The following is a 20,288-nucleotide window of genomic DNA, read 5'->3' as shown; positions in this document are numbered from 1 at the left end:
GCACCGGACCGGCTGTCAATCTCCGTCCCCGACGGCGGCCGTCACGCTACGGACGGACGTTCCACTCCGCGATCACCGGGTGGCCGTGTTCCGTGGACAGGCGGCTGACCGTGGCCGTGGCCAGCTGGAACAGCCGGCCGTCGGCGGGCGGCAGGCCCAGGCGGCGGGCGGTGAGGACGCGCAGGAAGTGGGCGTGGGCGACGAGGACCACGTCCCCCTCGGCCAGCGCCGGCGCCACACGGGCCAGGACCCGGTCGGCGCGGGCGCCGATCCGCGCCGGGGACTCGCCCGGGTGCCCCTCGGGGCCGGGCGGGACGCCGTCGGTCCACAGGTCCCAGTCCGGGCGGGTGCGGTGGATCTCGACGGTGGTGATGCCCTCGTAGCCGCCGTAGTCCCACTCGTGCAGGTCGGGGTCGGGCTCGACCCCGGGTATGCCGGCCAGTTCGGCGGTGCGCAGCGCGCGGCTCAGCGGGCTGGACAGCGCGCGGGCGTAGGTCCGTCCGGTGAGGAGCGGGGCGAGGGACTTGGCCTGTTCCTCGCCCTGTCCGGTCAGCGGCAGGTCGGTCCAGCTGGTGTGCTGTCCCGACCTGCTCCACTCCGTCTCACCGTGGCGGACCAGCAGCAGGTCCCCCACGGCGGGTCAGCCCTTCTTCTCGACCGCGTGGCCGCCGAACTGGTTGCGCAGCGCGGCGATCATCTTCATCTGCGGGGAGTCGTCCTGGCGCGAGGCGAACCGCGCGAAGAGGGACGCGGTGATCGCGGGCAGCGGCACGGCGTTGTCGATGGCCGCCTCCACCGTCCAGCGGCCCTCGCCGGAGTCCTCCGCGTAGCCGCGCAGGCCCTGGAGGTGCTCGTCCTCGTCGAGGGCGTTGACCGCGAGGTCCAGCAGCCAGGACCGGATGACCGTGCCCTCCTGCCAGGAGCGGAACACCTCGCGGACGTTCTCCACGGAGTGCACCTTCTCCAGCAGCTCCCAGCCCTCGGCGTAGGCCTGCATCATGGCGTACTCGATGCCGTTGTGGACCATCTTGGAGAAGTGCCCGGCGCCGACCCGGCCCGCGTGCACATAGCCGTACGGGCCCTCCGGCTTGAGCGCGTCGAAGATCGGCCGCAGCCGGTCCACGTGCTCCTTCTCGCCGCCGACCATGAGCGCGTAGCCGTTCTTCAGGCCCCACACGCCGCCGGAGACACCGGCGTCGACGAAGCCGATGCCCTTGATGCCGAGCGCGGCGGCGTGCTTCTCGTCGTCCGTCCAGCGGGAGTTGCCGCCGTCGATGACGGTGTCACCGGGGGAGAGCAGGTCGCCGAGTTCGTCGACGACGGTCTGGGTGGCGGTGCCGGCCGGGACCATCACCCACACATGGCGGGGCGCGTCGAGCTTCTCGACCAGTTCGGCGAGGCTCTTGACGTCGGAGACCTCCGGGTTGCGGTCGTAGCCGATGACGGTGTGGCCGGCGCGGCGGATCCGCTCGCGCATGTTGCCGCCCATCTTGCCGAGGCCGATGAGACCGAGCTGCATGATCAGTTCTCCGATGCGTTCTTGAGGGTGCGGTAGGCGGCGACGAGGGCCGTGCTGGACGGGTCGAGACCGGGGACGTCGGCGCCCTCGGTGAGGGCGGGTTCGACGCGCTTGGCGAGGACCTTGCCGAGCTCCACGCCCCACTGGTCGAAGGAGTCGATGTTCCACACCGCGCCCTGGACGAACACCTTGTGCTCGTAGAGCGCGATGAGCTGGCCGAGCACGGACGGGGTCAGCTCGGTGGCCAGGATGGTGGTGGTGGGGTGGTCGCCGCGGAAGGTGCGGTGCGCCACCTGTTCCTCGGCGACGCCCTCCGCGCGGACCTCCTCGGCGGTCTTGCCGAAGGCCAGCGCCTGGGTCTGGGCGAAGAAGTTGGCCATCAACAGGTCGTGCTGGGCCTTGAGTTCCGCACTGAGTTCGGCGACCGGCTCGGCGAAGCCGATGAAGTCCGCCGGGATCAGCTTGGTGCCCTGGTGGATCAACTGGTAGTAGGCGTGCTGCCCGTTGGTGCCGGGCGTGCCCCAGACCACCGGCCCGGTCTGCCAGTCCACCGGCTTGCCGTCGCGCTGCACCGACTTGCCGTTGGACTCCATGTCCAGCTGCTGGAGGTAGGCGGTGAACTTGGACAGGTAGTGCGAGTACGGCAGCACCGCGTGCGACTGGGCGTCGTGGAAGTTGCCGTACCAGATGCCCAGCAGGCCCAGCAGCAGCGGGGCGTTGGCCTCGGCGGGCGCGGTGCGGAAGTGCTCGTCCATCAGGTGGAAGCCGTCGAGCATCTCCCGGAACCGGTCCGGGCCGATCGCGATCATCAGGGACAGGCCGATCGCGGAGTCGTAGGAGTACCGGCCGCCGACCCAGTCCCAGAACTCGAACATGTTGTCCGTGTCGATGCCGAAGTCGGCGACCTTCCCGGCGTTCGTCGACAGCGCCACGAAGTGCTTCGCCACGGCCTTCTCGTCGCCGTCGAAGGCGTCCAGCAGCCAGGTGCGCGCCGAGGTGGCGTTCGTGATCGTCTCGATCGTCGTGAACGTCTTGGACGCGACGATGAACAGCGTCTCCGCCGGGTCCAGGTCGCGGACCGCCTCGTGCAGGTCGGCGCCGTCCACGTTCGACACGAACCGGAAGGTCAACTCGCGCGCGGTGTAGGGGCGCAGCGCCTCGTAGGCCATCGCGGGGCCGAGGTCGGAGCCGCCGATGCCGATGTTGACGACGTTGCGGATCGGCCGGCCGGTGTGTCCGGTCCACTCGCCGGAGCGGACCCGGTCGGCGAAGCCGGCCATCTTGTCCAGCACCGCGTGCACCTTCGGCACGACGTTCTCGCCGTCGACCTCGATCACGGCGTCCCGCGGGGCGCGCAGCGCGGTGTGCAGCACCGCCCGGTTCTCCGTGACGTTGATCTTCTCGCCGCGGAACATGGCGTCGCGCAGCGCGAACACGCCGGTGGCGGTGGCGAGTTCCTGGAGCAGGGCCAGGGTCTCGTCGGTGATCAGGTGCTTGCTGTAGTCGATGTACAGGTCACCGACCCGTACGACGTACCGCTCGGCGCGGCCGGGGTCCGCCGCGAACAGCTCCCGCAGATGCGGGCGGCCCTGGGCGCGGTGGTCGGCGAGGGCCGTCCACTCCGGGCGGTGGGTGAGCTTCGGGAACTCTGCCATCTCAGGCGTTCTCCTTGGGGGCCTCGCCCTGGAGGGCGATGGCGTACATCTCGTCGGCGTCGAGGCGGCGCAGCTCCTCGGCGATGAGTTCGGAGGTGGCGCGGACCTTCAGGGCGAGGGTGCGCGGCGGCTGGCCGGGCAGGGTCAGCGTGGCCAGCGGGCCCTCGGGCCGGTCCACGACGATGTCGCCGTTCGCGGTGCCGAGCCGGACGGCCGTCACGAACGGGCCGGCGCTGTGCACGCGGTCCACGGACACCTTCAGGCGGGCCTCCAGCCAGCGGGCGAGCAGCTCGGCGCTGGGGTTGTCGGCCTCCGCCTCCACGGCCGCCGAGGTCACCGGCACCCGGGCCTGGTCCAGGGCGGCGGCCAGCATGGACCGCCACAGGGTCAGCCGGGTCCAGGCCAGGTCGGTGTCGCCGGGCGCGTAGCAGCGGGCGCGGGTGTTCAGGACCTCCAGCGGCCGTTCGACGGCGTACAGGTCGGTGATCCGGCGCTGGGCGAGCGCGCCCAGCGGGTCCTTGGCCGGGGCCTCGGGGGCGTCCACCGGCCACCACACGACGACCGGGGCGTCCGGCAGCAGCAGCGGCAGCACCACCGAGTCGGCGTGGTCGGACACCTCGCCGTAGGTGCGCAGCACCACCGTCTCGCCGGTGCCGGCCTCGGAGCCGACCCGTACCTCGGCGTCCAGCCGGGAGTGGGTGCGGTCGCGCAGGGTGCGGGCGTGCCGCTTGATGACGACCAGGGTCCGCGAGGGGTGTTCGCGCGAGGCGTCCTCGGCGGCCTTGATCGAGTCGTAGGCGTTCTCCTCGTCCGTGACGATGACCATCGTCAGGACCATGCCCACGGCGGGCGTACCGATGGCGCGGCGGCCCCGCACCAACGCCTTGTTGATCTTGCTTGCCGTGGTGTCGGTCAGGTCGATCTTCATGGCCTGCGCCAGCTCCGTCCGTCTCGTGCGAGCATCTCGTCGGCTTCCCTCGGTCCCCAGCTGCCCGACGCGTACTGCGCGGGCCTGCCGTGCGCCGCCCAGTACTCCTCGATCGGGTCGAGGATCTTCCAGGACTCCTCCACTTCCTGGTGACGCGGGAAGAGGTTGGCGTCGCCGAGCAGCACGTCCAGGATGAGCCGCTCGTACGCCTCCGGGCTCGACTCGGTGAACGACTCGCCGTAGGCGAAGTCCATCGACACGTCCCGGATCTCCATCGAGGTGCCCGGCACCTTCGACCCGAACCGGACGGTCATGCCCTCGTCGGGCTGGACCCGGATGACGATGGCGTTCTGGCCCAGCTCCTCGGTGGCGGTGGAGTCGAACGGGGAGTGCGGGGCCCGCTTGAAGACCACCGCGATCTCGGTGACCCGGCGGCCCAGCCGCTTGCCGGTGCGCAGGTAGAAGGGGACGCCCGCCCAGCGGCGGTTGTCGATGCCCAGCTTGATCGCGGCGAAGGTGTCGGTCTTCGACTTCGGGTCGATGCCGTCCTCCTGGAGGTAGCCGACGACCTTCTCGCCGCCCTGCCAGCCGGCCGCGTACTGACCGCGCACGGTGTGCCGGCCCAGGTCCTCCGGCAGCCGCACCGACTTCAGCACCTTCAGCTTCTCGGTGAGCAGCGCCTCGGCGTCGAACGCGATCGGCTCCTCCATGGCGGTGAGCGCCATCAGCTGGAGCAGGTGGTTCTGGATGACGTCGCGGGCGGCGCCGATGCCGTCGTAGTAGCCGGCCCGGCCGCCGATGCCGATGTCCTCGGCCATGGTGATCTGCACGTGGTCGACGTAGGACCGGTTCCAGATCGGCTCGTACATCTGGTTGGCGAAGCGCAGCGCCAGGATGTTCTGGACGGTCTCCTTGCCGAGGTAGTGGTCGATCCGGAACACCTGGTCCGGCTCGAACACCTCGTGCACGATCGCGTTCAGCTCGCGCGCGCTGGCCAGGTCGTGGCCGAACGGCTTCTCGATGACCGCCCGGCGCCAGGAGCCCTCGGGCGGGTTCGCCAGCCCGTGCTTCTTCAGCTGCTGCACGACCTTCGGGAAGAACTTCGGCGGCACCGACAGGTAGAAGGCGAAGTTGCCGCCGGTGCCCCGGGAGGCGTCCAGCTCCTCGACGGCGTCCTTCAGCTGCTTGAAGGCGGTGTCGTCGTCGAAGTCGCCGGGGATGAACCGCATGCCCTCGGCGAGCTGCTGCCACACCTCCTCGCGGAACGGGGTACGGGCGTGCTCGCGCACCGAGTCGTGGACGACCTGCGCGAAGTCCTGGTCCTCCCACTCCCGGCGGGCGAACCCGACGAGGGAGAAGCCCGGCGGCAGCAGTCCGCGGTTGGCCAGGTCGTAGACGGCCGGCATCAGCTTCTTGCGGGACAGGTCGCCGGTCACCCCGAAGATGACCAGGCCCGACGGCCCGGCGATACGGGGCAGCCGGCGGTCGCGGGCGTCCCGCAGCGGATTCGCCCAGTCGGCGGCCGGGATCACCGGCACGCGCACCTCTTCGGATGCCTGGGCGGCGGGGGCGTTGTCGGTCATCGGGCGTCAGCTCCCTTGCTCTTCAGGGACGTGGCGACGGCGTCCAGCAGCTCCTGCCAGGCCGCCTCGAACTTCGCGACGCCCTCGTCCTCCAGCTGCTGGACGACCTCGTCGTAGGAGATGCCGAGCCGCTCCGCGGCGGCCAGGTCGGCGCGCGCCTGCGCGTAGCCGCCGGTCACCGTGTCGCCGGTGATCTCGCCGTGGTCGGCGACGGCGTTCAGGGTGGCCTCGGGCATGGTGTTGACCGTGCCGGGCGCGACCAGCTCGTCCACGTACAGGGTGTCCTTGTACGCGGGGTCCTTCACACCGGTGGAGGCCCACAGCGGGCGCTGCTTGTTGGCGCCCGCCTCCTCGAGGGCCTGCCAGCGGCCGGAGGCGAAGACCTCCTCGTACGCCTCGTAGGCCAGCCGGGCGTTGGCGAGGGCCGCGCGGCCCTTGAGGGCCAGGGCCTCGTCGGTGCCGAGGGCGGTCAGCCGCTTGTCGATCTCGCTGTCCACGCGGGAGACGAAGAAGGACGCCACCGAGTGGATGCCGGACAGGTCGACGCCGCGCTCGCGGGCCTTCTCCAGGCCGGCCAGGTAGGCGTCCATGACCTCGCGGTAGCGCTCCAGGGAGAAGATCAGGGTCACGTTGACGCTGATGCCGAGGCCGATCACCTCGGTGATCGCGGGCAGGCCGGCCTTGGTCGCCGGGATCTTGATCATCACGTTGGGCCGGTCGACCAGCCAGGCCAGCTGCTTGGCCTCGGCGACGGTGGCCTCGGTGTGGTGGGCCAGGCGCGGATCGACCTCGATGGAGACCCGGCCGTCCCGGCCGTCGGTGGCGTCGTACACGTCCCGCAGGATGTCGGCGGCGGCGCGCACGTCGGCGGTGGTCATCATCCGCACGGCCTCGTCCACCGTGACCCCGCGCACGGCGAGGTCGGCGAGCTGCTCCTCGTAGCCCTCCCCGGAGCCGATGGCGGCCTGGAAGATCGAGGGGTTCGTGGTGACACCGACGGCGCTCCCGCTCGCCACCAGCTCGGCGAGGCTGCCCGAGGTGATCCGCTTGCGCGACAGGTCGTCCAGCCAGATGGACACGCCCTCGTCGGCGAGGCGCTTGAGGGCTCCCGGGGTCGCGATTGCTTCGGTCACTGTGCTCATCTTTCTACTTCTGCGTCGGTATCGGGCGCGGTGTGCGCCGGTTTCGGTGGTGGTCGGTGTCAGGCGCGCGCGGCGGCGAGCGACTCGCGGGCCTTCGCGGCGACGTTCTCAGGGGTGAAGCCGAACTCGGTGAACAGGGTCTTGGCGTCCGCGGAGGCACCGAAGTGCTCCAGCGAGACGACGCGTCCGGCGTCGCCCACATAGCGGTACCAGGTCAGGCCGATCCCGGCCTCGACGGCGACCCGGGCCTTCACGGTGGGCGGCAGCACCCGCTCGCGGTACTCGCGCGGCTGCTCCTCGAACCACTCCACGGACGGCATCGACACCACGCGGGTGCCGGTCCCGGCGGCCTCCAGCAGCTCCCGCGCGGCCACGGCGAGGTGCACCTCGGAGCCCGTCGCGATGATGATCACCTCCGGGACCTCCGTCGAGGACTCGCGCAGTACGTAGCCGCCCTTGGCCGCGTCCTCGTTCGGCGCGTACACCGGCACGCCCTGGCGGGTCAGCGCGAGCCCGTGCGGGGCCGGGTGCGTGGCGTGCCTCTTCAGGATCTCGGCCCAGACGATCGCGGTCTCGTTGGCGTCGGCCGGGCGGACGACGTTCAGCCCGGGGATGGCGCGCAGCGAGGCCAGGTGCTCGACCGGCTGGTGGGTGGGGCCGTCCTCGCCGAGGCCGATGGAGTCGTGCGTCCACACGTACGTCACCGGGAGCTGCATCAGCGCCGACATCCGCACGGCGTTGCGCATGTAGTCGGAGAAGACGAGGAAGGTGCCGCCGTAGATCCGGGTGTTGCCGTGCAGGGCGATGCCGTTCATCTCCGCGGCCATGGAGAACTCGCGGATGCCGAAGTGCACGGTACGGCCGTACGGGTCGGCCTCGGGCAGCGGGTTGCCCGCGGGCAGGAAGGAGCTGGTCTTGTCGATGGTGGTGTTGTTCGAGCCGGCCAGGTCGGCGGAGCCGCCCCACAGCTCGGGGACGACGGGGCCGAGCGCCTGGAGCACCTTGCCGGAGGCGGCGCGGGTGGCGACCGACTTGCCCTCCTCGAAGACGGGCAGGGCGTCCTCCCAGCCCGCGGGCAGCTCGCCCTTGCTCACCCGGTCGAACAGCTCGGCCCGCTCCGGCTGGGCGGCGCGCCACTCGGCGATCCGCTTGTCCCAGGCCGCGTGCGCCTCGGCACCGCGGTCCAGGGCCCGGCGGGTGTGCGTCAGGACCTCGTCGGACACCTCGAAGGTCTGCTCCGGGTCGAAGCCGAGCAGGCGCTTGGTGGCGGCGATCTCCTCCTCACCGAGGGCGGAGCCGTGGGATGCCTCGGTGTTCCGCGCGTTCGGCGCGGGCCAGGCGATGATCGTGCGCATCGCGATGATCGAGGGCCGGCCGGTCTCGGCCCGCGCGGCCTTCAGCGCCCGGTACAGGGCGGGGGCGTCGATGTCGCCCTCGGCGGTGGGCTCGATCCGCTGGGTGTGCCAGCCGTAGGCCTCGTACCGCTTCAGCACGTCCTCGGAGAAGGCGGTCGCGGTGTCGCCCTCGATGGAGATGTGGTTGTCGTCGTAGAGGAAGACCAGGTTGCCGAGCTTCTGGTGGCCGGCCAGCGAGGACGCCTCGGCGGAGACGCCCTCCTGGAGGTCGCCGTCGGAGACGATCGCCCAGATGGTGTGGTCGAAGGGGGAGGTGCCGGCCGGGGCGTCCGGGTCGAAGAGGCCGCGCTCGTAACGGGCGGCCATCGCCATGCCGACGGCGTTGGCCACGCCCTGGCCGAGCGGGCCGGTGGTGGTCTCCACCCCGGCGGTGTGGCCGTACTCGGGGTGGCCCGGCGTCTTCGAGCCGTGCGTGCGGAACGCCTTCAGGTCGTCCAGCTCCAGCTCGTACCCGGCGAGGAACAGCTGGGTGTAGAGGGTCAGCGAGGTGTGGCCGGGGGAGAGGACGAAGCGGTCACGGCCGGTCCACTCGGGGTCCGCCGGGTCGTGACGCATCACCTTCTGAAAGATCGTGTACGCGGCAGGTGCCAGGCTCATCGCGGTGCCGGGGTGCCCGTTGCCCACCTTCTGCACGGCGTCGGCCGCCAGGAGACGGGCGGTGTCCACGGCACGCCGGTCGAGGTCGGTCCACTCGAAGTCGTCGGAGGTCTGCGTCGTCATCTTCAAGAAGTCCTCGGTGAGTGCGGGATGGCTGGCCTGACGTGTTCAAACTTAAAAGTCTGACTTTTTCGAGGAAAGGTCGGGGTGTGTCAGCCTGTGGTGAATCTGGGACAGTGATCGAACGACGGGAACGGTACGAAAAGGGCATGGCGGTCATGATGGGGCAGGATGGCGGCGGCGGAGCCGGGGACGGCGACGGCACCGCCGGCGGCGACGACACCTCTGCTGGCGACGGGATCAGAACCTTCCCCTTCCCGGCCGAGCTGGCCGTCGGCGGCGTCGGCATGCAGATCGGCCCCATGGGCACCGACCGCACCTGGCACGCCGACGCCCCCCTGCACCGCGTCCACCGCATCGACTTCCACGTGGTCATGCTCTTCACCGGCGGCCCCGTACGGCACATGATCGACTTCGCCGAGTACGAGGCCGGCGCCGGCGACCTGCTGTGGATCCGCCCCGGACAGGTCCACCGCTTCTCCCGGGAGAGCGAGTACCGCGGAACCGTGCTGACCATGCAGCCCGGCTTTCTGCCCCGCTCCACCGTCGAGGCCACGGGCCTGTACCGCTACGACCTGCCGCCGCTGCTGCACCCCGGCCCGGCGCAGCTCACCGCGCTCCAGGCCGCCCTCGACCAGCTCCGCCGCGAGTACGAGGACACCGCCACGCTCCCGCTCAGCCTGCACACGGCCGTCCTGCGGCACACCCTGACCGCGTGCCTGCTGCGGCTGGCCCATCTCGCCGCCAGCTCCGCGGAAACGTCCCCGCAGCACGCCGACAGCACCTTCATCCGCTTCCGGGACGCCGTCGAGCGGGGCTTCGCCGCCAACCACAGTGTCAGCGCCTACGCCGACGCCCTCGGCTACTCCCGCCGCACCCTGGTCCGCGCCGTCCGCGCGGCCACCGGCGAGACCCCCAAGGGCTTCATCGACAAGCGTGTGATCCTGGAGGCCAAGCGCCTCCTCGCGCACACGGACATGCCGATCGGCCGTGTCGGGGCGGCCGTGGGCTTTCCCGACGCGGCCAACTTCTCCAAGTTCTTCCATCTGCACACCGGCCAGACGCCGGTGGCCTTCCGGGCGGAGATGCGGTAAGCCGGGCGCGCCGACCGGTGTGCGGGAGCGGGGGCCCGAGGTGGCAACGTGTGTTTCCGGCCAACCGCTCTACTTTCTATTGACTACTGATTGACCATCTCTTTACCTTCGGTGGCGATGGGTGAGCGTCAACGCCCTGGGTCGTCTGTGTGTGCAGAAACGTTACGTCTCCTACTTTCCGGAGGTTTCCCATGGACCAGCTCATCAAGCGCATGACCGAGGAATCCGTGTGGCGGCGGTGGGTCGCCCTCAACTCCGCCGAGGCGGCGAAGGACGGCTGCATCAGCGCCACGGCGAAGAGCGGCTGTATCTCCCGCTGACCTCCGGGCCGTTGTGCTGACACCCCGGGCTGCCGGCGCCGACACCGCGCCGGCAGCCCTCCGTTGCCACCGCCGACACCGCCCGGAGAGCCCCCTGTGAACCGCATGCCGAGTGCCGACGTCCTGGACAAGGTGCGCGACATCCCGATCTACCGCGCCTCCCTGGAGCGGGGCCACTTCCCGATCCTGGAGAAGCCGGAGATCGCCCGCGGCTTCCCCGACAACTGGATGACCCCGCGACTGGCCCGCGCGCTGGAGACGGGAGAGGCCGAGTTCGTCCTGTCCACGGGCACCAACCACGCCCGTATGCAGCTCATCCGGCCGCCCTACTTCCTGCTCCGCTCCTACTACCGCCTGTGGCGCGAACACCCCCAGCTCGGCGCCTCCTGGCACGCCGGGGCCCGGCGGGTCTCGCTGACCACCGTGCTGGCCACCGAGCACGTGGCCCGCGTCAACGCCCGCAAGCCCGGCGCCACCCCCGGCGAACGCTGGCTCGACGACCGCACGCTGTACCTCAACCGCCGCCTGGACCCGGCCGACTGGGAGCGCGAGGACGTCGAGCGCATGCTCGGCGAGATCCGGGAGGTGGCCGGCGCCCACCCCGACGGCGCGTACCTCCTGGACTGCTCCGGCTACCACCTGGCCCACCTGATCCGCAAAGTCTCCGCCTGGGACCTGTGGGACGGCTTCCCCCGCCCGGCGGGCATCGTCCACGCCTACGAGTACACCCCGCTCAACGTCCGCGCCTACCTGCGGTCCCACTTCGACCGCCCCGTGGTCGACCTCTTCGGCAGCACCGAACTCGGCTACCTCTTCTACAGCGACGCCGAGGGCCGCTACCGGCCGTACCTCACGGACATGAGCGTCGAGCTGATCCCGGTGGCGCCGGGCAGCGGCATCCACAGCCTCATCGTCACCAGCGTCCGCAACCCGTACATGCCGCTGGTCCGCTACCGCTCCGGCGACTGCGTGCGCACCCGCGACGGCAGCACCGACCCGGAGCGGATCGTCTCCTTCTGCGGCCGGGAGAAGGAACTCCTGCCCACCCCGCAAGGACCCGTGGCCCAGGCCGACCTCGACAGCCTCATCGCCGGCGTCAGCGGCCGCGTCTTCCTCCACCACCTGCGGCTGACCGGCCACGACACCTGCCGGCTGGCGTACACCACCTTCGACGACGCACCGCTCACCCCCGACGAGACCTCCCGGCTCGCCGCCGGCGTCGCCGCCCTGACCGGGCGCTCCTGCCAGGTGGAGCACCACGCCCGCATCCCGATCGGACGCTCCGGCAAGTACTCCTGGCTGACCGCGCCCGACCCGTCCTGACCCGCCCTCCCGGCGACCCCTTCCCCGGCCCGGCCACGATCCCGACAGGATTCCCATGCCCACGTCCGCAGCGCCCGCCCCTTCGGGCACCGCCACCGAACCGGCCCCCACCGCCGAGGAGTTGCTCGGCCCCGCCCTGCACGACGAGGTGGTCCGGCACTTCCTGGCCAAGCCCGGCGGCCCCGCCGAAACCGTCGTACGGCACCAGGTCCGCGAGTGCCTGCGCTACCTGTACCTGGTCTCCCGTCACCCCGACCGGCTCGGCGGCCTGTTCCTCCCCGTCGAGCAGGACATCGACGAGATCTGGCACTACCTCGTCCTGCAGACCCGCGAGTACCGGGAACTGTGCGAACAGCGGCTGCCCGGCGGTCGCTTCATCCACCACCGGAGCATCTCCTACGACGACTACCAGGAGGCACCCGGGCGGGCCACGGCCGCCGAGGAGGCACTGCGCTGGATCCCCCTCTACACGGCCGCGTTCGGCCCCTTCGACGAGGACGCCGTGCCGCACTGGACGATCGTACGGTTCCTGCGCGACGAACTCGGCCTGTCCCTGGCCGAGATCGCGTCCCTGGCCGAGGACGCGGCGGCCTCAGGGGGGTCAGCCGGGTCAGGGGAGCGGGGTGGTGTGGCGGGTTCCGGGGATTCGGCCGGGACACGGGGGCAGGACGTCGTGACGGCGTCCGGGGTGGCGTCCGGGGTGGCCGATGGGGCGCCGGGGCGGGACGGCGCGGCGGTCCCGGTGCGGTCGGGCGCATGACCCGGACGGTCCCGGCGCCCGCGACGCCGGGCGCCTCCAGGGCGCCGGGCCGCGCGCTGGCGGTGCTCGTCGTCTCCCAAGTGCTCGGCGGTGCCGGCATGGCGGCGGGCATCACGGTCGGCGCCCTGCTCGCCCGGGACCTGTTCGATTCCACGAGCTTGTCGGGGCTGCCGGTCGCGCTGTTCACCATCGGTGCGGCCCTCGGCGCCGCGGCCCTGGGGCGGGTCTGCCAGCACCGGGGGCGTCGCGTCGGGCTGGCGCTCGGCAACGGCGTGGCCGCCGCCGGCAGCGCGGGAGTGGTCGCGGGGGCCGCGGCCCACCGGCCCGCCCTGCTGCTGGCCGCGCTCTTCGTGTACGGGGCGGGTACGGCCACGGGGCTGCTCGCGCGCTACGCCGGCGCCGAACTGGCCCCGCCCGGCCGGGGCGGCCGGGCCACCGGCACCGTACTGGTCGCCATGACCCTGGGCGCGGTCGCGGGCCCGAACCTCGTCGGCCCCACCGGCGCGCTCGCCCACGCCTGGGGCATCCCCCGGCTCGCCGGACCGTTCCTGCTGGCGACGGCCGCCTACACCGCGGCGGCCGTGGTGCTGCTGGTGTGGCTGCGCCCCCCGCCGGCGCGCCCGGGACCGGCCGCGAAGAGTTCCGGCGGGGAGCCGGCGTCCGGTGCCGGGCCGCACGGGCCGGTGCGCGGCGCCTCCGGGGTCGTCACCGGCGCCACCGTGATGGTCACCGCCCAGCTCGTGATGATCTCCGTGATGACCATGACGCCGGTGCACCTGACCGGGCACGGCCACGGCACACAGACCGCGGGTCTGGTCATCGCCCTGCACGTGGGCGCGATGCTCCTGCCGTCACCGGTCAGCGGACTGCTCGCGGACCGGGTGGGCGGCGGGCCCCTGGCGGCCGCGTCCGGTGGCGTCCTGCTGTGCGGCGGCCTGCTCGCGGGCCTCGCCCCGCCGGCCTCCGTCGCCCTGTCGGCCTGCGCCCTCGTCCTGCTCGGCATCGGCTGGAACCTGGCTCTGATCGGCGGCACCGCCCTGCTCACGCACGCCGCCCCCGCCGAGACCCGGGCCACCGTGCAGGGCCTGGCGGACGTGGGCATGTCCGTGGCGGGCGCGACGGGCGGCATGGTGTCGGGCCTGGTCGTGACGGGCAGCGGTTACCCGACCCTGGCGGTGGCGGCCGGAGTCCTCGCCCTGGCGGTGATCCCCGCGGTGGCGCTGCGCGGCTCATCACTGTGACACCGCGCCCGCGAGCCGTGGGACATCGGGGGCGACACGGCCCGGCCGTGTGTCAGGAGCCGGGGGGCCGTTCGGGCGCCCGGGGTGGACCGGCGGGCGGCTCGGGTCCGCCGGTGGGGGCCTGGGCGCCGCCGTCGGCGGCCGGCGCCGGCTCTCCGGGGGCGTCCGCACGCGCCGGCGGCGGCGCGGCACCGGGCGGTGGCGGGCGCAGCAGGCTGAGGCCGACGGACACGGCGAGGACGGCGGCGATGACGGCGAGGCTGACCAGCGAGGGAATCTCGGGCACGCGGCCGCTGATCGTCTTGTGCGCGGCCTGGAGGACGAGCTTGACGCCGATGAAGGCGAGGACGAGAGCCAGGCCCTTGCTCAGGTAGTGGAAGCGGTCGAGCAGGCCGGCGAGCATGAAGTACAGCGCGCGCAGACCGAGGATGGCGAAGGCGTTGCTCGTGTAGACGATGAACGCGTCATTGCTCACCGCCAGCACGGCGGGCACGCTGTCGACGGCGAAGACGATGTCGGCGGCCTCGATCGCGACGACCACGGCCAGCAGCGGGGTGGCGACGCGTCTGCCGGCCTCCCGCACGAAGAAGCGCGTGCCGGCGTACTCCTCCCGGACGGGGACGACCTTGCGCAGCAGCCGTACGGCGATGCTCCTGCCGGGATCGAAACTGTCGTCCTCCTCCTTGAGGATCTTGTAGGCGCTGTAGAAGAGGACGACCGCGAAGACGAACAGGACGGCCGTGAAGCGGCTCACCACGGCCACGCCCGCGGCGAGGAAGACGCCGCGGAAGACCAGGGCGCCGAGGACGCCGAGGAACAGCACCCGGTGCTGACTGGACCGCGGCACTCGGAAATAGCCGAAGATCAGCGCGAAGACGAAGAGGTTGTCGACCGACAGGCTCTTCTCCAGCAGCCACGCGGTCGTGTACTCCACCCCGGCGGTCGTCCCGACCACGAGGAAGACGGCGACGCCGAACGCGACCGCCAGTCCCACCCAGACCCCGCTCCAGGCGGCGGCCTCCCGGAACCCGATGACATGGGCGTGCCGGTGCGCGAGCAGATCCACCGCCAGCGACACCACCACGATCGCGGCGAAGACCGTCCAGAGCCACAGCGGCACACTGTGCACGGTTCGACCCCTCCGGTAGGACAGACCAGTCGTCCCCTTGGTCTCATTCGTCTCATTCGTCCCATCCGAGTCTGCGGGACGCGGCGGCGGCTGTCCTCTCGGCACCCGCCGGCCGGCGGCCCGCCCGGCTGCCGGTCTGCTACAAGGGTGCGGCAGGGAAGCAGGGTGCCGGAGCGGAGAAGGGTGCGGGCGTGAAGCTGACGATTCTGGGCGGTGGCGGGTTCCGGGTGCCGCTGGTGTACGGCGCGCTGCTGGCCGACCACGGCGAGGGGCGGGTCACCGAGGTGGTGCTGCACGATCTGGACGACCGCCGGCTGCGGGCGGTGTCCCGGGTGCTGGCGGAGCAGGCCGAGGGGGTTCCCGACGCGCCCGTGGTGTCCGCCACCACCGACCTCGACGAGGCCCTGCGAGGCGCCGGCTTCGTCTTCTCCGCGATCCGCGTCGGCGGTCTCCAGGGCCGGGCGGAGGACGAGCGGATCGCGCTCGCGGCGGGGGTGCTGGGCCAGGAGACCGTCGGCGCGGGCGGGATCGCGTACGGACTGCGCACGGTCCCCGTGGCCGTGGACATCGCCCGGCGGGTGGCCCGGCTCGCCCCGGACGCCTGGGTCATCAACTTCACCAACCCGGCCGGCCTGGTCACCGAGGCCATGGCCCGCCACCTCGGTGACCGGGTCATCGGCATCTGCGACTCGCCGGTGGGCCTCGGCCGCCGCATCGCCCGGGTCCTCGGCGCCGACCCGAAGCACGCCTTCGTCGACTACGTCGGCCTCAACCACCTCGGCTGGGTGCGCGCCCTGCGCGTCGCCGGACGCGACGAACTGCCCCGGCTGCTCGGCGATCCCGCGCTGCTCGGCTCCTTCGAGGAAGGCCGGCTGTTCGGCGCCGACTGGCTCCGCTCGCTCGGCGCGATCCCCAACGAGTACCTGCACTACTACTACTTCAACCGGGAGACCGTCCGCGCCTACCGGCGGGCCGAGCGGACCCGCGGCGCCTTCCTGCGCGACCAGCAGGCCCGGTTCTACGCCGAGGCGGCCGACCCGGGCGTCTCCGCCCTGCGCGCCTGGGACCGTACCCGCGCCGAGCGGGAGGCGACCTACATGGCGGAGAACCGGGAGAGCGCCGGCGCCGGCGAACGCGAGGAGGAGGACCTGTCCGGCGGTTACGAGAAGGTCGCGCTCGCCCTGATGCGGGCCATCGCCCGGGACGAACGGGCCACACTGATCCTCAACGTCCGCAACCGCTCGACCCTCCGCGTCCTCGACGCGGACGCCGTCGTCGAGGTCCCGTGCCTGGTGGACGCGGGCGGCGCGCACCCCCTGGCCGCGGATCCGCTGCCCGGTCACGCCACCGGTCTGGTGTGCGCGGTGAAGGACGTCGAGCGGCAGGTGCTGTCCGCGGCGGAGTCGGGCTCCCGGGCCACCGCGGTCAAGGCGTTCGCCCTGCACCCGCTGGTGGACTCCGTGAACATCGCCCGCCGGCTGGTGGAGGAGTACGCCGCCGCGCACCCCGGGCTGGGGTATCTGAAGTAGCGAGCCGGCGGATGTTTTCCGCGGCGGTCGGCGGTTCTGCCCCGTGAGTGAGCCGGTATTTCTACCCCTTGAAAACTCCGCCCGAGCCGGGTGACGCTGCTGGAGGAGAGTAATCAGGGGGTGTGCCGGCGGGTGACAGCGGCCATGGTGGTCTCTGCTCGGCTTTTCACTCAAGGATGGGAAAAACTGATGAAGAAGCAGATCGCGGCGACCGCCGTAGTGGGCATGGTGCTCGCCGGAGGGATTTCCATTGCCGCCTCCTCGACCGATGCCGCTCCAGCACGGGACGACATAACGTGCACCGCATCGCAGTTCGCCGGCGGCCGGATCGCGATATCGGGAAGGGGATTCCCGGACGGTGAGACGGTCACCGCGAGAAATTCCGCGGGAGCGTCGGTGGGCACGTTCACCACGACACCCGGCGGCTTCTTCGAATTCACCGGTCTTCCGAACGACACCTACACGGTGACGTCCAAGTTCGCCAGGGTGACCTGCGCGAAGCTCGCCGAGCCGGGCGGCCGGGGCGGCCAGCAGCAGCAACAGCAGGGCGGCAGGGGCGGTCAGCAACAGCAGCAGGGGGGCAGGGGCGGTCAGCAGCAACAGCAACAACAGCAGCAGCAACAGCAGCAGCAACAGCAGCAGCAGCAACAACAGCAGCAGCAGCAGCAGCAACAGCAGCAACAGCAGCAGCAACAGCAGCAGCAACAGCAGCAGCAGCAACAGCAGCAACAGCAGCAGCAACAGCAGCAACAGCAGCAACAGCAGCAGCAGCAACAGCAGCAGCAGCAACAGCAACAGCAGCAGCAACAGCAACAGGGCGATGGAGGCGGTCAGCAGCAACAGGGCGGTGGGGACGGTCAGCAGCAACAGCAGCAGGGCTGACGGGCGACGCGTCCGCGTTCCCGGTCACCGGCCCCGGCGTCCGTACGGAGACGCCGGGGCCGTCCTCTGTCCGGGCGACCGAACGGGCCTCGTGCGCCCGCCTGGCCCACTGGGCGTGCCGTGGCACGGGACTGTGGCCACTCTGGGATCCGACGGCATGACGGCCGGCCGTTGACCCCGTCGCCCGCCGCGTGGCGGTCCGCTACGCCCTGGAGCCCGTATGGACGCACCCGAGACCCCCATCAGCGTCATCTGCGACTGCCCGCTGATCGCCCACGGCCTGACGCATGTGATCGACCCCGAACCGGATCTGCGGATCGTGGCCTCGGTCCAGAAGGTGGGCGACTACCGCGATCAGGGCAACGACGGCGAGGTCGTCCTGCTGAACGTCCAGCTGCCCACCTGGGAGACGTCCAGCGTCGTCTCCCGGCTGCACCGCAGGGGACACGCGGTCGTCGTGCTGGCGTTCTCCGAGAAACAGTCCGACGCCGTGCTGTGCATCGAGGCCGGGGCCCGCGGTTATCTGGGCCACAGAATCGGGGAAACGGAATTGCTGACGGCCATCCGTGCCGTGGCCTCCGGGAGCAGTTATTTCTCCGCCGACCTCGACGGCCGGGTCCTGCCCGCGCCGCCGCCGCGTCTCACCGACCGGGAGCGGCAAATTCTACAGCTGCTCGCCGACGGCGCCACGGACCGGGAAATCGCGGTCACGCTGAACATCACCGAGAATACGGTGCACTCGCATCTGGACCGGCTGCGCAGCAAGAGCGGATTTCATCGCCGGGCGGATCTGACCCGGCTGGCGTTGCGATACGGCCTGACCGGTGAATGAGGACGAGGAAGAAAGGGGTCGTTCTGCCCCTTGCCGCCCGGCCGGTGCCGGGAAACCGTATGCGACCGACACCCGCACCCCTCCTGGAAATGCCATGCGACCTCCTGATGCCAAGGTGCTGCCGAAGGAGCGGCCGGACCCGGGGGACCGCTCGCCGGGTGGCCGCGCCGGCGGCCCGGGAGGACTGTCCGGTCTCTCGCCGGTCTCACGGTGGATCATCGCGCTCACGGCGGTGGCCGTCGTCGTCGGGGCCGCCGTGCACCTGGCGGTGGTCTTCCTCGCCATCGCGCCCCCGAACCCCCTCTCCCAGCGGCACGCCGCCGGCATCAGCCGGTACCTCGGCCCGGAATTCGCCCAGCAGTGGAAGCTCTTCGCCCCCAACCCGTCGACGGCGAACACCCATGTGCACGCCCGCGCACAGGTCGAGATGCCCGACGGAACCCTCTCCACCACCCGGTGGCTGGACCTGACCGCGCGGGACGAGACCCGGATCGCGCACCATCCGCTGCCCGGACAGGCGTACCAGAACGAACTGCGCGTCGCCTGGAACAACTTCATCGAGTCGCTCGACAGCCAGGGCCGCCCCACCGGCCTGTACGGAAGCCTCATGCGGCAGTACCTGGTGCGCATCGCCGTCCCGCGACTCGGCCCGCGGGCCGACGGCGGCACCGTACGCCGCGTCCAGCTGCGTTCGGCCGTCACACCGGTGCCGGCGCCCCCGTGGAGCTACCAGTACGTCGACACCAGGACGAGCTACCTCGTCCAGCCGTGGTGGACCGTGAGGGCGGAGGACGCCGGATGACCGCATACCCCTCGGCGCCGCCCGGCCGTCCCTTCGGACCGCCCGGTCCGGCCCCGCTGTCGCGCGGCTTCGCCACGGCCGTGCGGCGAGGTCTGGCGCGGATCGCCGCCGAGCCCTTCGCGCCGTACCAGGCCGCCGTCCTCCGGATCGGCCTCGCGCTGACCTGGCTCGCCCTGCTGCTGCGCGAATGGGTGGACCGCGCCGAGTTGTACGGCCCGGACGGCGCGTGGAGCTGGGACATGGCCCGGCAGTGGAACGCCACGACCCACGCCTTCACCGTCCTGCTGTGGTACGACGGCCGGCCGTGGTTCGAGGCCGTCTACGCGGCGGCGGTCGCCGCGTCGGTGATGCTGCTCCTCGGCTGGCGGACCCGTACCGCCTCCCTGCTCTTCATGATCGCCGTGATGGCGGTCCAGAACCGCAACCCCTTCGTGGGCAACGGCGGCGACAACCTCCTCCACATCATGGCGGTCTACCTGGTGTTCACCCGCTGCGGCGCGGTCTGGTCGCTGGACGCCCGCCGTGCCGCGAAAGGCCGGGACCACGGCACCGACGCGACCGGGATCGTCCTGTGGGTGTGCTGCGCCGCCGTACTCGCCCTGGTCACCGGGCTGGGACGGCTCGGCGCGGGCTGGGCGTGGCTGCTCTGGGCCTTCCTCGCGGCGCACCTGGTGGGGTGGCTGGTGCGGCGCCGCGCACCCGGTGAGCCGCGCACCGTCCTGACCATGGCCGGCAACGTGGTGCACGCCGGGGCGATGCTCGTCATCGCGGTCCAGATCTGCCTGATCTACTCGTCCTCCGGCTGGTACAAGATCCAGGGATCCCTCTGGCAGGAGGGCACGGCGCTGTACTACGCGCTGCACATCGGCAACGTCACGCCGTGGCCCGCGCTGTCCCGGGCCGTCGCGAGCAACAGCCTGGTCGTCCTGCTGCTGACCTACGGCACGGTCATCGCCGAAGTCGCCTTCCCCTTCCTGCTGTTCAACCGTCGCACCCGCACCGCGATGGTGATGGTCATGATGGGGATGCACGCGGGAATCGGGACGCTGCTCGGCCTGCCGTTCTTCTCGCTGGCGATGATCGTGGCGGACGCGGTCTTCCTGCCGGCCTCCGTACTGCGCCGACTGGGCGACCGCGTGACACGCACGGCCCGCCGGACGCGAGCCGCCCTGCTCCGCCCGATCCGCGCACCGGCCGGCTGAGAAGCCCGATGACGCGCCCGTCGGCCGGGAAGCCGGGACGAAGCACCGGCCGGCGGAGAAGCCCGACGACGCGCCCGTCGGCCGGGAAGCCGGGACGAAGCACCGGCCGGCGGAGAAACCCCGACGACGCACCCGTCGGCCGCGAAGCCCGGACGGCGCACCGGCCGGCCGAGAAACCCCGCGGGGCGTACCGACCGGCCGGGAAGCCCCGACGG

The 20,288-nt window shown here is 71.7% G+C and carries 17 protein-coding genes and 1 pseudogene; 10 read left to right on the top strand and 8 right to left on the bottom strand.

From position 1 onward, the window contains the following. Positions 1–46: 46 nt before the first annotated feature. From IE251_RS34725 to tkt, 7 genes are read right to left on the bottom strand one after another with little or no spacing between them, the layout of a single operon-like run. Positions 47–634 carry a histidine phosphatase family protein gene (locus IE251_RS34725; protein WP_189756924.1) on the bottom strand — a complete coding sequence of 196 codons (588 nt, stop codon included), beginning with the start codon at positions 632–634 and terminating at the stop codon, positions 47–49. Positions 635–640: 6 nt separating this feature from the next. Continuing rightward, entirely contained in the window at positions 641–1,519 is an 879-nt protein-coding gene (gnd, locus tag IE251_RS34720; RefSeq protein WP_189756923.1) for a phosphogluconate dehydrogenase (NAD(+)-dependent, decarboxylating), read from the bottom strand. Positions 1,520–1,521: 2 nt separating this feature from the next. Then, complete coding sequence (pgi, locus tag IE251_RS34715) at positions 1,522–3,174, bottom strand: glucose-6-phosphate isomerase (RefSeq protein ID WP_189756922.1); 1,653 nt, start codon at positions 3,172–3,174, stop codon at positions 1,522–1,524. Position 3,175: 1 nt separating this feature from the next. Beyond that, positions 3,176–4,102, bottom strand: coding sequence for a glucose-6-phosphate dehydrogenase assembly protein OpcA (opcA, locus tag IE251_RS34710; protein ID WP_030788895.1), 927 nt, complete (start codon positions 4,100–4,102; stop codon positions 3,176–3,178). Next, positions 4,099–5,685 carry a glucose-6-phosphate dehydrogenase gene (gene zwf / locus IE251_RS34705; protein WP_167513056.1) on the bottom strand — a complete coding sequence of 529 codons (1,587 nt, stop codon included), beginning with the start codon at positions 5,683–5,685 and terminating at the stop codon, positions 4,099–4,101. The genes opcA and zwf overlap by 4 nt, the downstream gene beginning before the upstream one ends. Then, positions 5,682–6,827 (bottom strand): transaldolase, encoded by a 1,146-nt coding sequence (gene tal, locus IE251_RS34700; RefSeq protein ID WP_189756921.1) that lies wholly within the window; start codon positions 6,825–6,827, stop codon positions 5,682–5,684. The genes zwf and tal overlap by 4 nt, the downstream gene beginning before the upstream one ends. Positions 6,828–6,886: 59 nt before the next feature. Then, positions 6,887–8,962, bottom strand: a complete 2,076-nt coding sequence (tkt, locus tag IE251_RS34695) for a transketolase (protein WP_189756920.1) — start codon at positions 8,960–8,962, stop codon at positions 6,887–6,889. A 146-nt stretch (positions 8,963–9,108) separates the two neighbouring features. On the opposite strand from tkt, the gene IE251_RS34690 reads away from it, so the two are divergent. From IE251_RS34690 to IE251_RS34675, 5 genes and pseudogenes are all read left to right on the top strand, one after another. Next, positions 9,109–10,053 carry a helix-turn-helix domain-containing protein gene (locus IE251_RS34690; protein ID WP_229897056.1) on the top strand — a complete coding sequence of 315 codons (945 nt, stop codon included), beginning with the start codon at positions 9,109–9,111 and terminating at the stop codon, positions 10,051–10,053. 191 nt (positions 10,054–10,244) lie between these two features. Then, positions 10,245–10,373, top strand: a complete 129-nt coding sequence (locus tag IE251_RS41800) for a hypothetical protein (protein ID WP_267925291.1) — start codon at positions 10,245–10,247, stop codon at positions 10,371–10,373. 105 nt (positions 10,374–10,478) lie between these two features. Continuing rightward, positions 10,479–11,696, top strand: a complete 1,218-nt coding sequence (locus IE251_RS34685) for a phenylacetate--CoA ligase family protein (protein ID WP_234470403.1) — start codon at positions 10,479–10,481, stop codon at positions 11,694–11,696. A 55-nt stretch (positions 11,697–11,751) separates the two neighbouring features. After that, positions 11,752–12,285 (top strand): annotated as a pseudogene (locus tag IE251_RS34680) (glycine-rich domain-containing protein); the annotation flags it as partial. Between the two features lie 167 nt (positions 12,286–12,452). Then, complete coding sequence (locus IE251_RS34675; protein ID WP_189756918.1) at positions 12,453–13,697, top strand: MFS transporter; 1,245 nt, start codon at positions 12,453–12,455, stop codon at positions 13,695–13,697. A gap of 52 nt (positions 13,698–13,749) precedes the next feature. Here the strand turns inward: IE251_RS34675 and IE251_RS34670 are convergent, their stop codons facing one another. Further along, positions 13,750–14,826: a TerC family protein gene (locus tag IE251_RS34670; RefSeq protein ID WP_189756917.1), complete on the bottom strand. Its 1,077-nt coding sequence runs from the start codon at positions 14,824–14,826 to the stop codon at positions 13,750–13,752. Between the two features lie 191 nt (positions 14,827–15,017). Between IE251_RS34670 and IE251_RS34665 the strand changes: the two genes are divergently transcribed. From IE251_RS34665 to IE251_RS34645, 5 genes are all read left to right on the top strand, one after another. After that, positions 15,018–16,355, top strand: a complete 1,338-nt coding sequence (locus tag IE251_RS34665; protein WP_189756916.1) for a 6-phospho-beta-glucosidase — start codon at positions 15,018–15,020, stop codon at positions 16,353–16,355. 90 nt (positions 16,356–16,445) lie between these two features. Further along, positions 16,446–17,237: a hypothetical protein gene (locus IE251_RS34660; protein ID WP_189756915.1), complete on the top strand. Its 792-nt coding sequence runs from the start codon at positions 16,446–16,448 to the stop codon at positions 17,235–17,237. Positions 17,238–17,457: 220 nt separating this feature from the next. Next, positions 17,458–18,069, top strand: a complete 612-nt coding sequence (locus tag IE251_RS34655) for a LuxR C-terminal-related transcriptional regulator (protein ID WP_189756914.1) — start codon at positions 17,458–17,460, stop codon at positions 18,067–18,069. Positions 18,070–18,163: 94 nt separating this feature from the next. After that, the gene (locus IE251_RS34650) at positions 18,164–18,871 is read left to right on the top strand and encodes a DUF5819 family protein (RefSeq protein ID WP_229897055.1); all 708 of its coding nucleotides are present in this window, start codon (positions 18,164–18,166) and stop codon (positions 18,869–18,871) included. Next, entirely contained in the window at positions 18,868–20,073 is a 1,206-nt protein-coding gene (locus IE251_RS34645) for an HTTM domain-containing protein (RefSeq protein WP_189756913.1), read from the top strand. The genes IE251_RS34650 and IE251_RS34645 overlap by 4 nt, the downstream gene beginning before the upstream one ends. Positions 20,074–20,288: the final 215 nt, after the last annotated feature.

This window comes from Streptomyces eurythermus (assembly GCF_014649115.1).
Lineage (GTDB): Bacteria > Actinomycetota > Actinomycetes > Streptomycetales > Streptomycetaceae > Streptomyces > Streptomyces eurythermus.
The sequence above is the reverse complement of the archived record's forward strand: the minus strand, read 5'-3'. Positions and strand labels throughout refer to the sequence as shown.

What these genes read in the sequence shown, in the direction of transcription:
- gnd (WP_189756923.1), bottom strand. Translation starts at nt 1,519, where the DNA reads ATGCAGCTCGGTCTCATCGGCCTCGGCAAGATGGGCGGCAACATGCGC.
- pgi (WP_189756922.1), bottom strand. Translation starts at nt 3,174, where the DNA reads ATGGCAGAGTTCCCGAAGCTCACCCACCGCCCGGAGTGGACGGCCCTC.
- opcA (WP_030788895.1), bottom strand. Translation starts at nt 4,102, where the DNA reads ATGAAGATCGACCTGACCGACACCACGGCAAGCAAGATCAACAAGGCG.
- zwf (WP_167513056.1), bottom strand. Translation starts at nt 5,685, where the DNA reads ATGACCGACAACGCCCCCGCCGCCCAGGCATCCGAAGAGGTGCGCGTG.
- tal (WP_189756921.1), bottom strand. Translation starts at nt 6,827, where the DNA reads ATGAGCACAGTGACCGAAGCAATCGCGACCCCGGGAGCCCTCAAGCGC.
- tkt (WP_189756920.1), bottom strand. Translation starts at nt 8,962, where the DNA reads ATGACGACGCAGACCTCCGACGACTTCGAGTGGACCGACCTCGACCGG.
- IE251_RS34690 (WP_229897056.1), top strand. Translation starts at nt 9,109, where the DNA reads ATGGCGGTCATGATGGGGCAGGATGGCGGCGGCGGAGCCGGGGACGGC.
- IE251_RS41800 (WP_267925291.1), top strand. Translation starts at nt 10,245, where the DNA reads ATGGACCAGCTCATCAAGCGCATGACCGAGGAATCCGTGTGGCGGCGG.
- IE251_RS34685 (WP_234470403.1), top strand. Translation starts at nt 10,479, where the DNA reads ATGCCGAGTGCCGACGTCCTGGACAAGGTGCGCGACATCCCGATCTAC.
- IE251_RS34675 (WP_189756918.1), top strand. Translation starts at nt 12,453, where the DNA reads ATGACCCGGACGGTCCCGGCGCCCGCGACGCCGGGCGCCTCCAGGGCG.
- IE251_RS34655 (WP_189756914.1), top strand. Translation starts at nt 17,458, where the DNA reads ATGGACGCACCCGAGACCCCCATCAGCGTCATCTGCGACTGCCCGCTG.
- IE251_RS34650 (WP_229897055.1), top strand. Translation starts at nt 18,164, where the DNA reads ATGCGACCTCCTGATGCCAAGGTGCTGCCGAAGGAGCGGCCGGACCCG.
- IE251_RS34645 (WP_189756913.1), top strand. Translation starts at nt 18,868, where the DNA reads ATGACCGCATACCCCTCGGCGCCGCCCGGCCGTCCCTTCGGACCGCCC.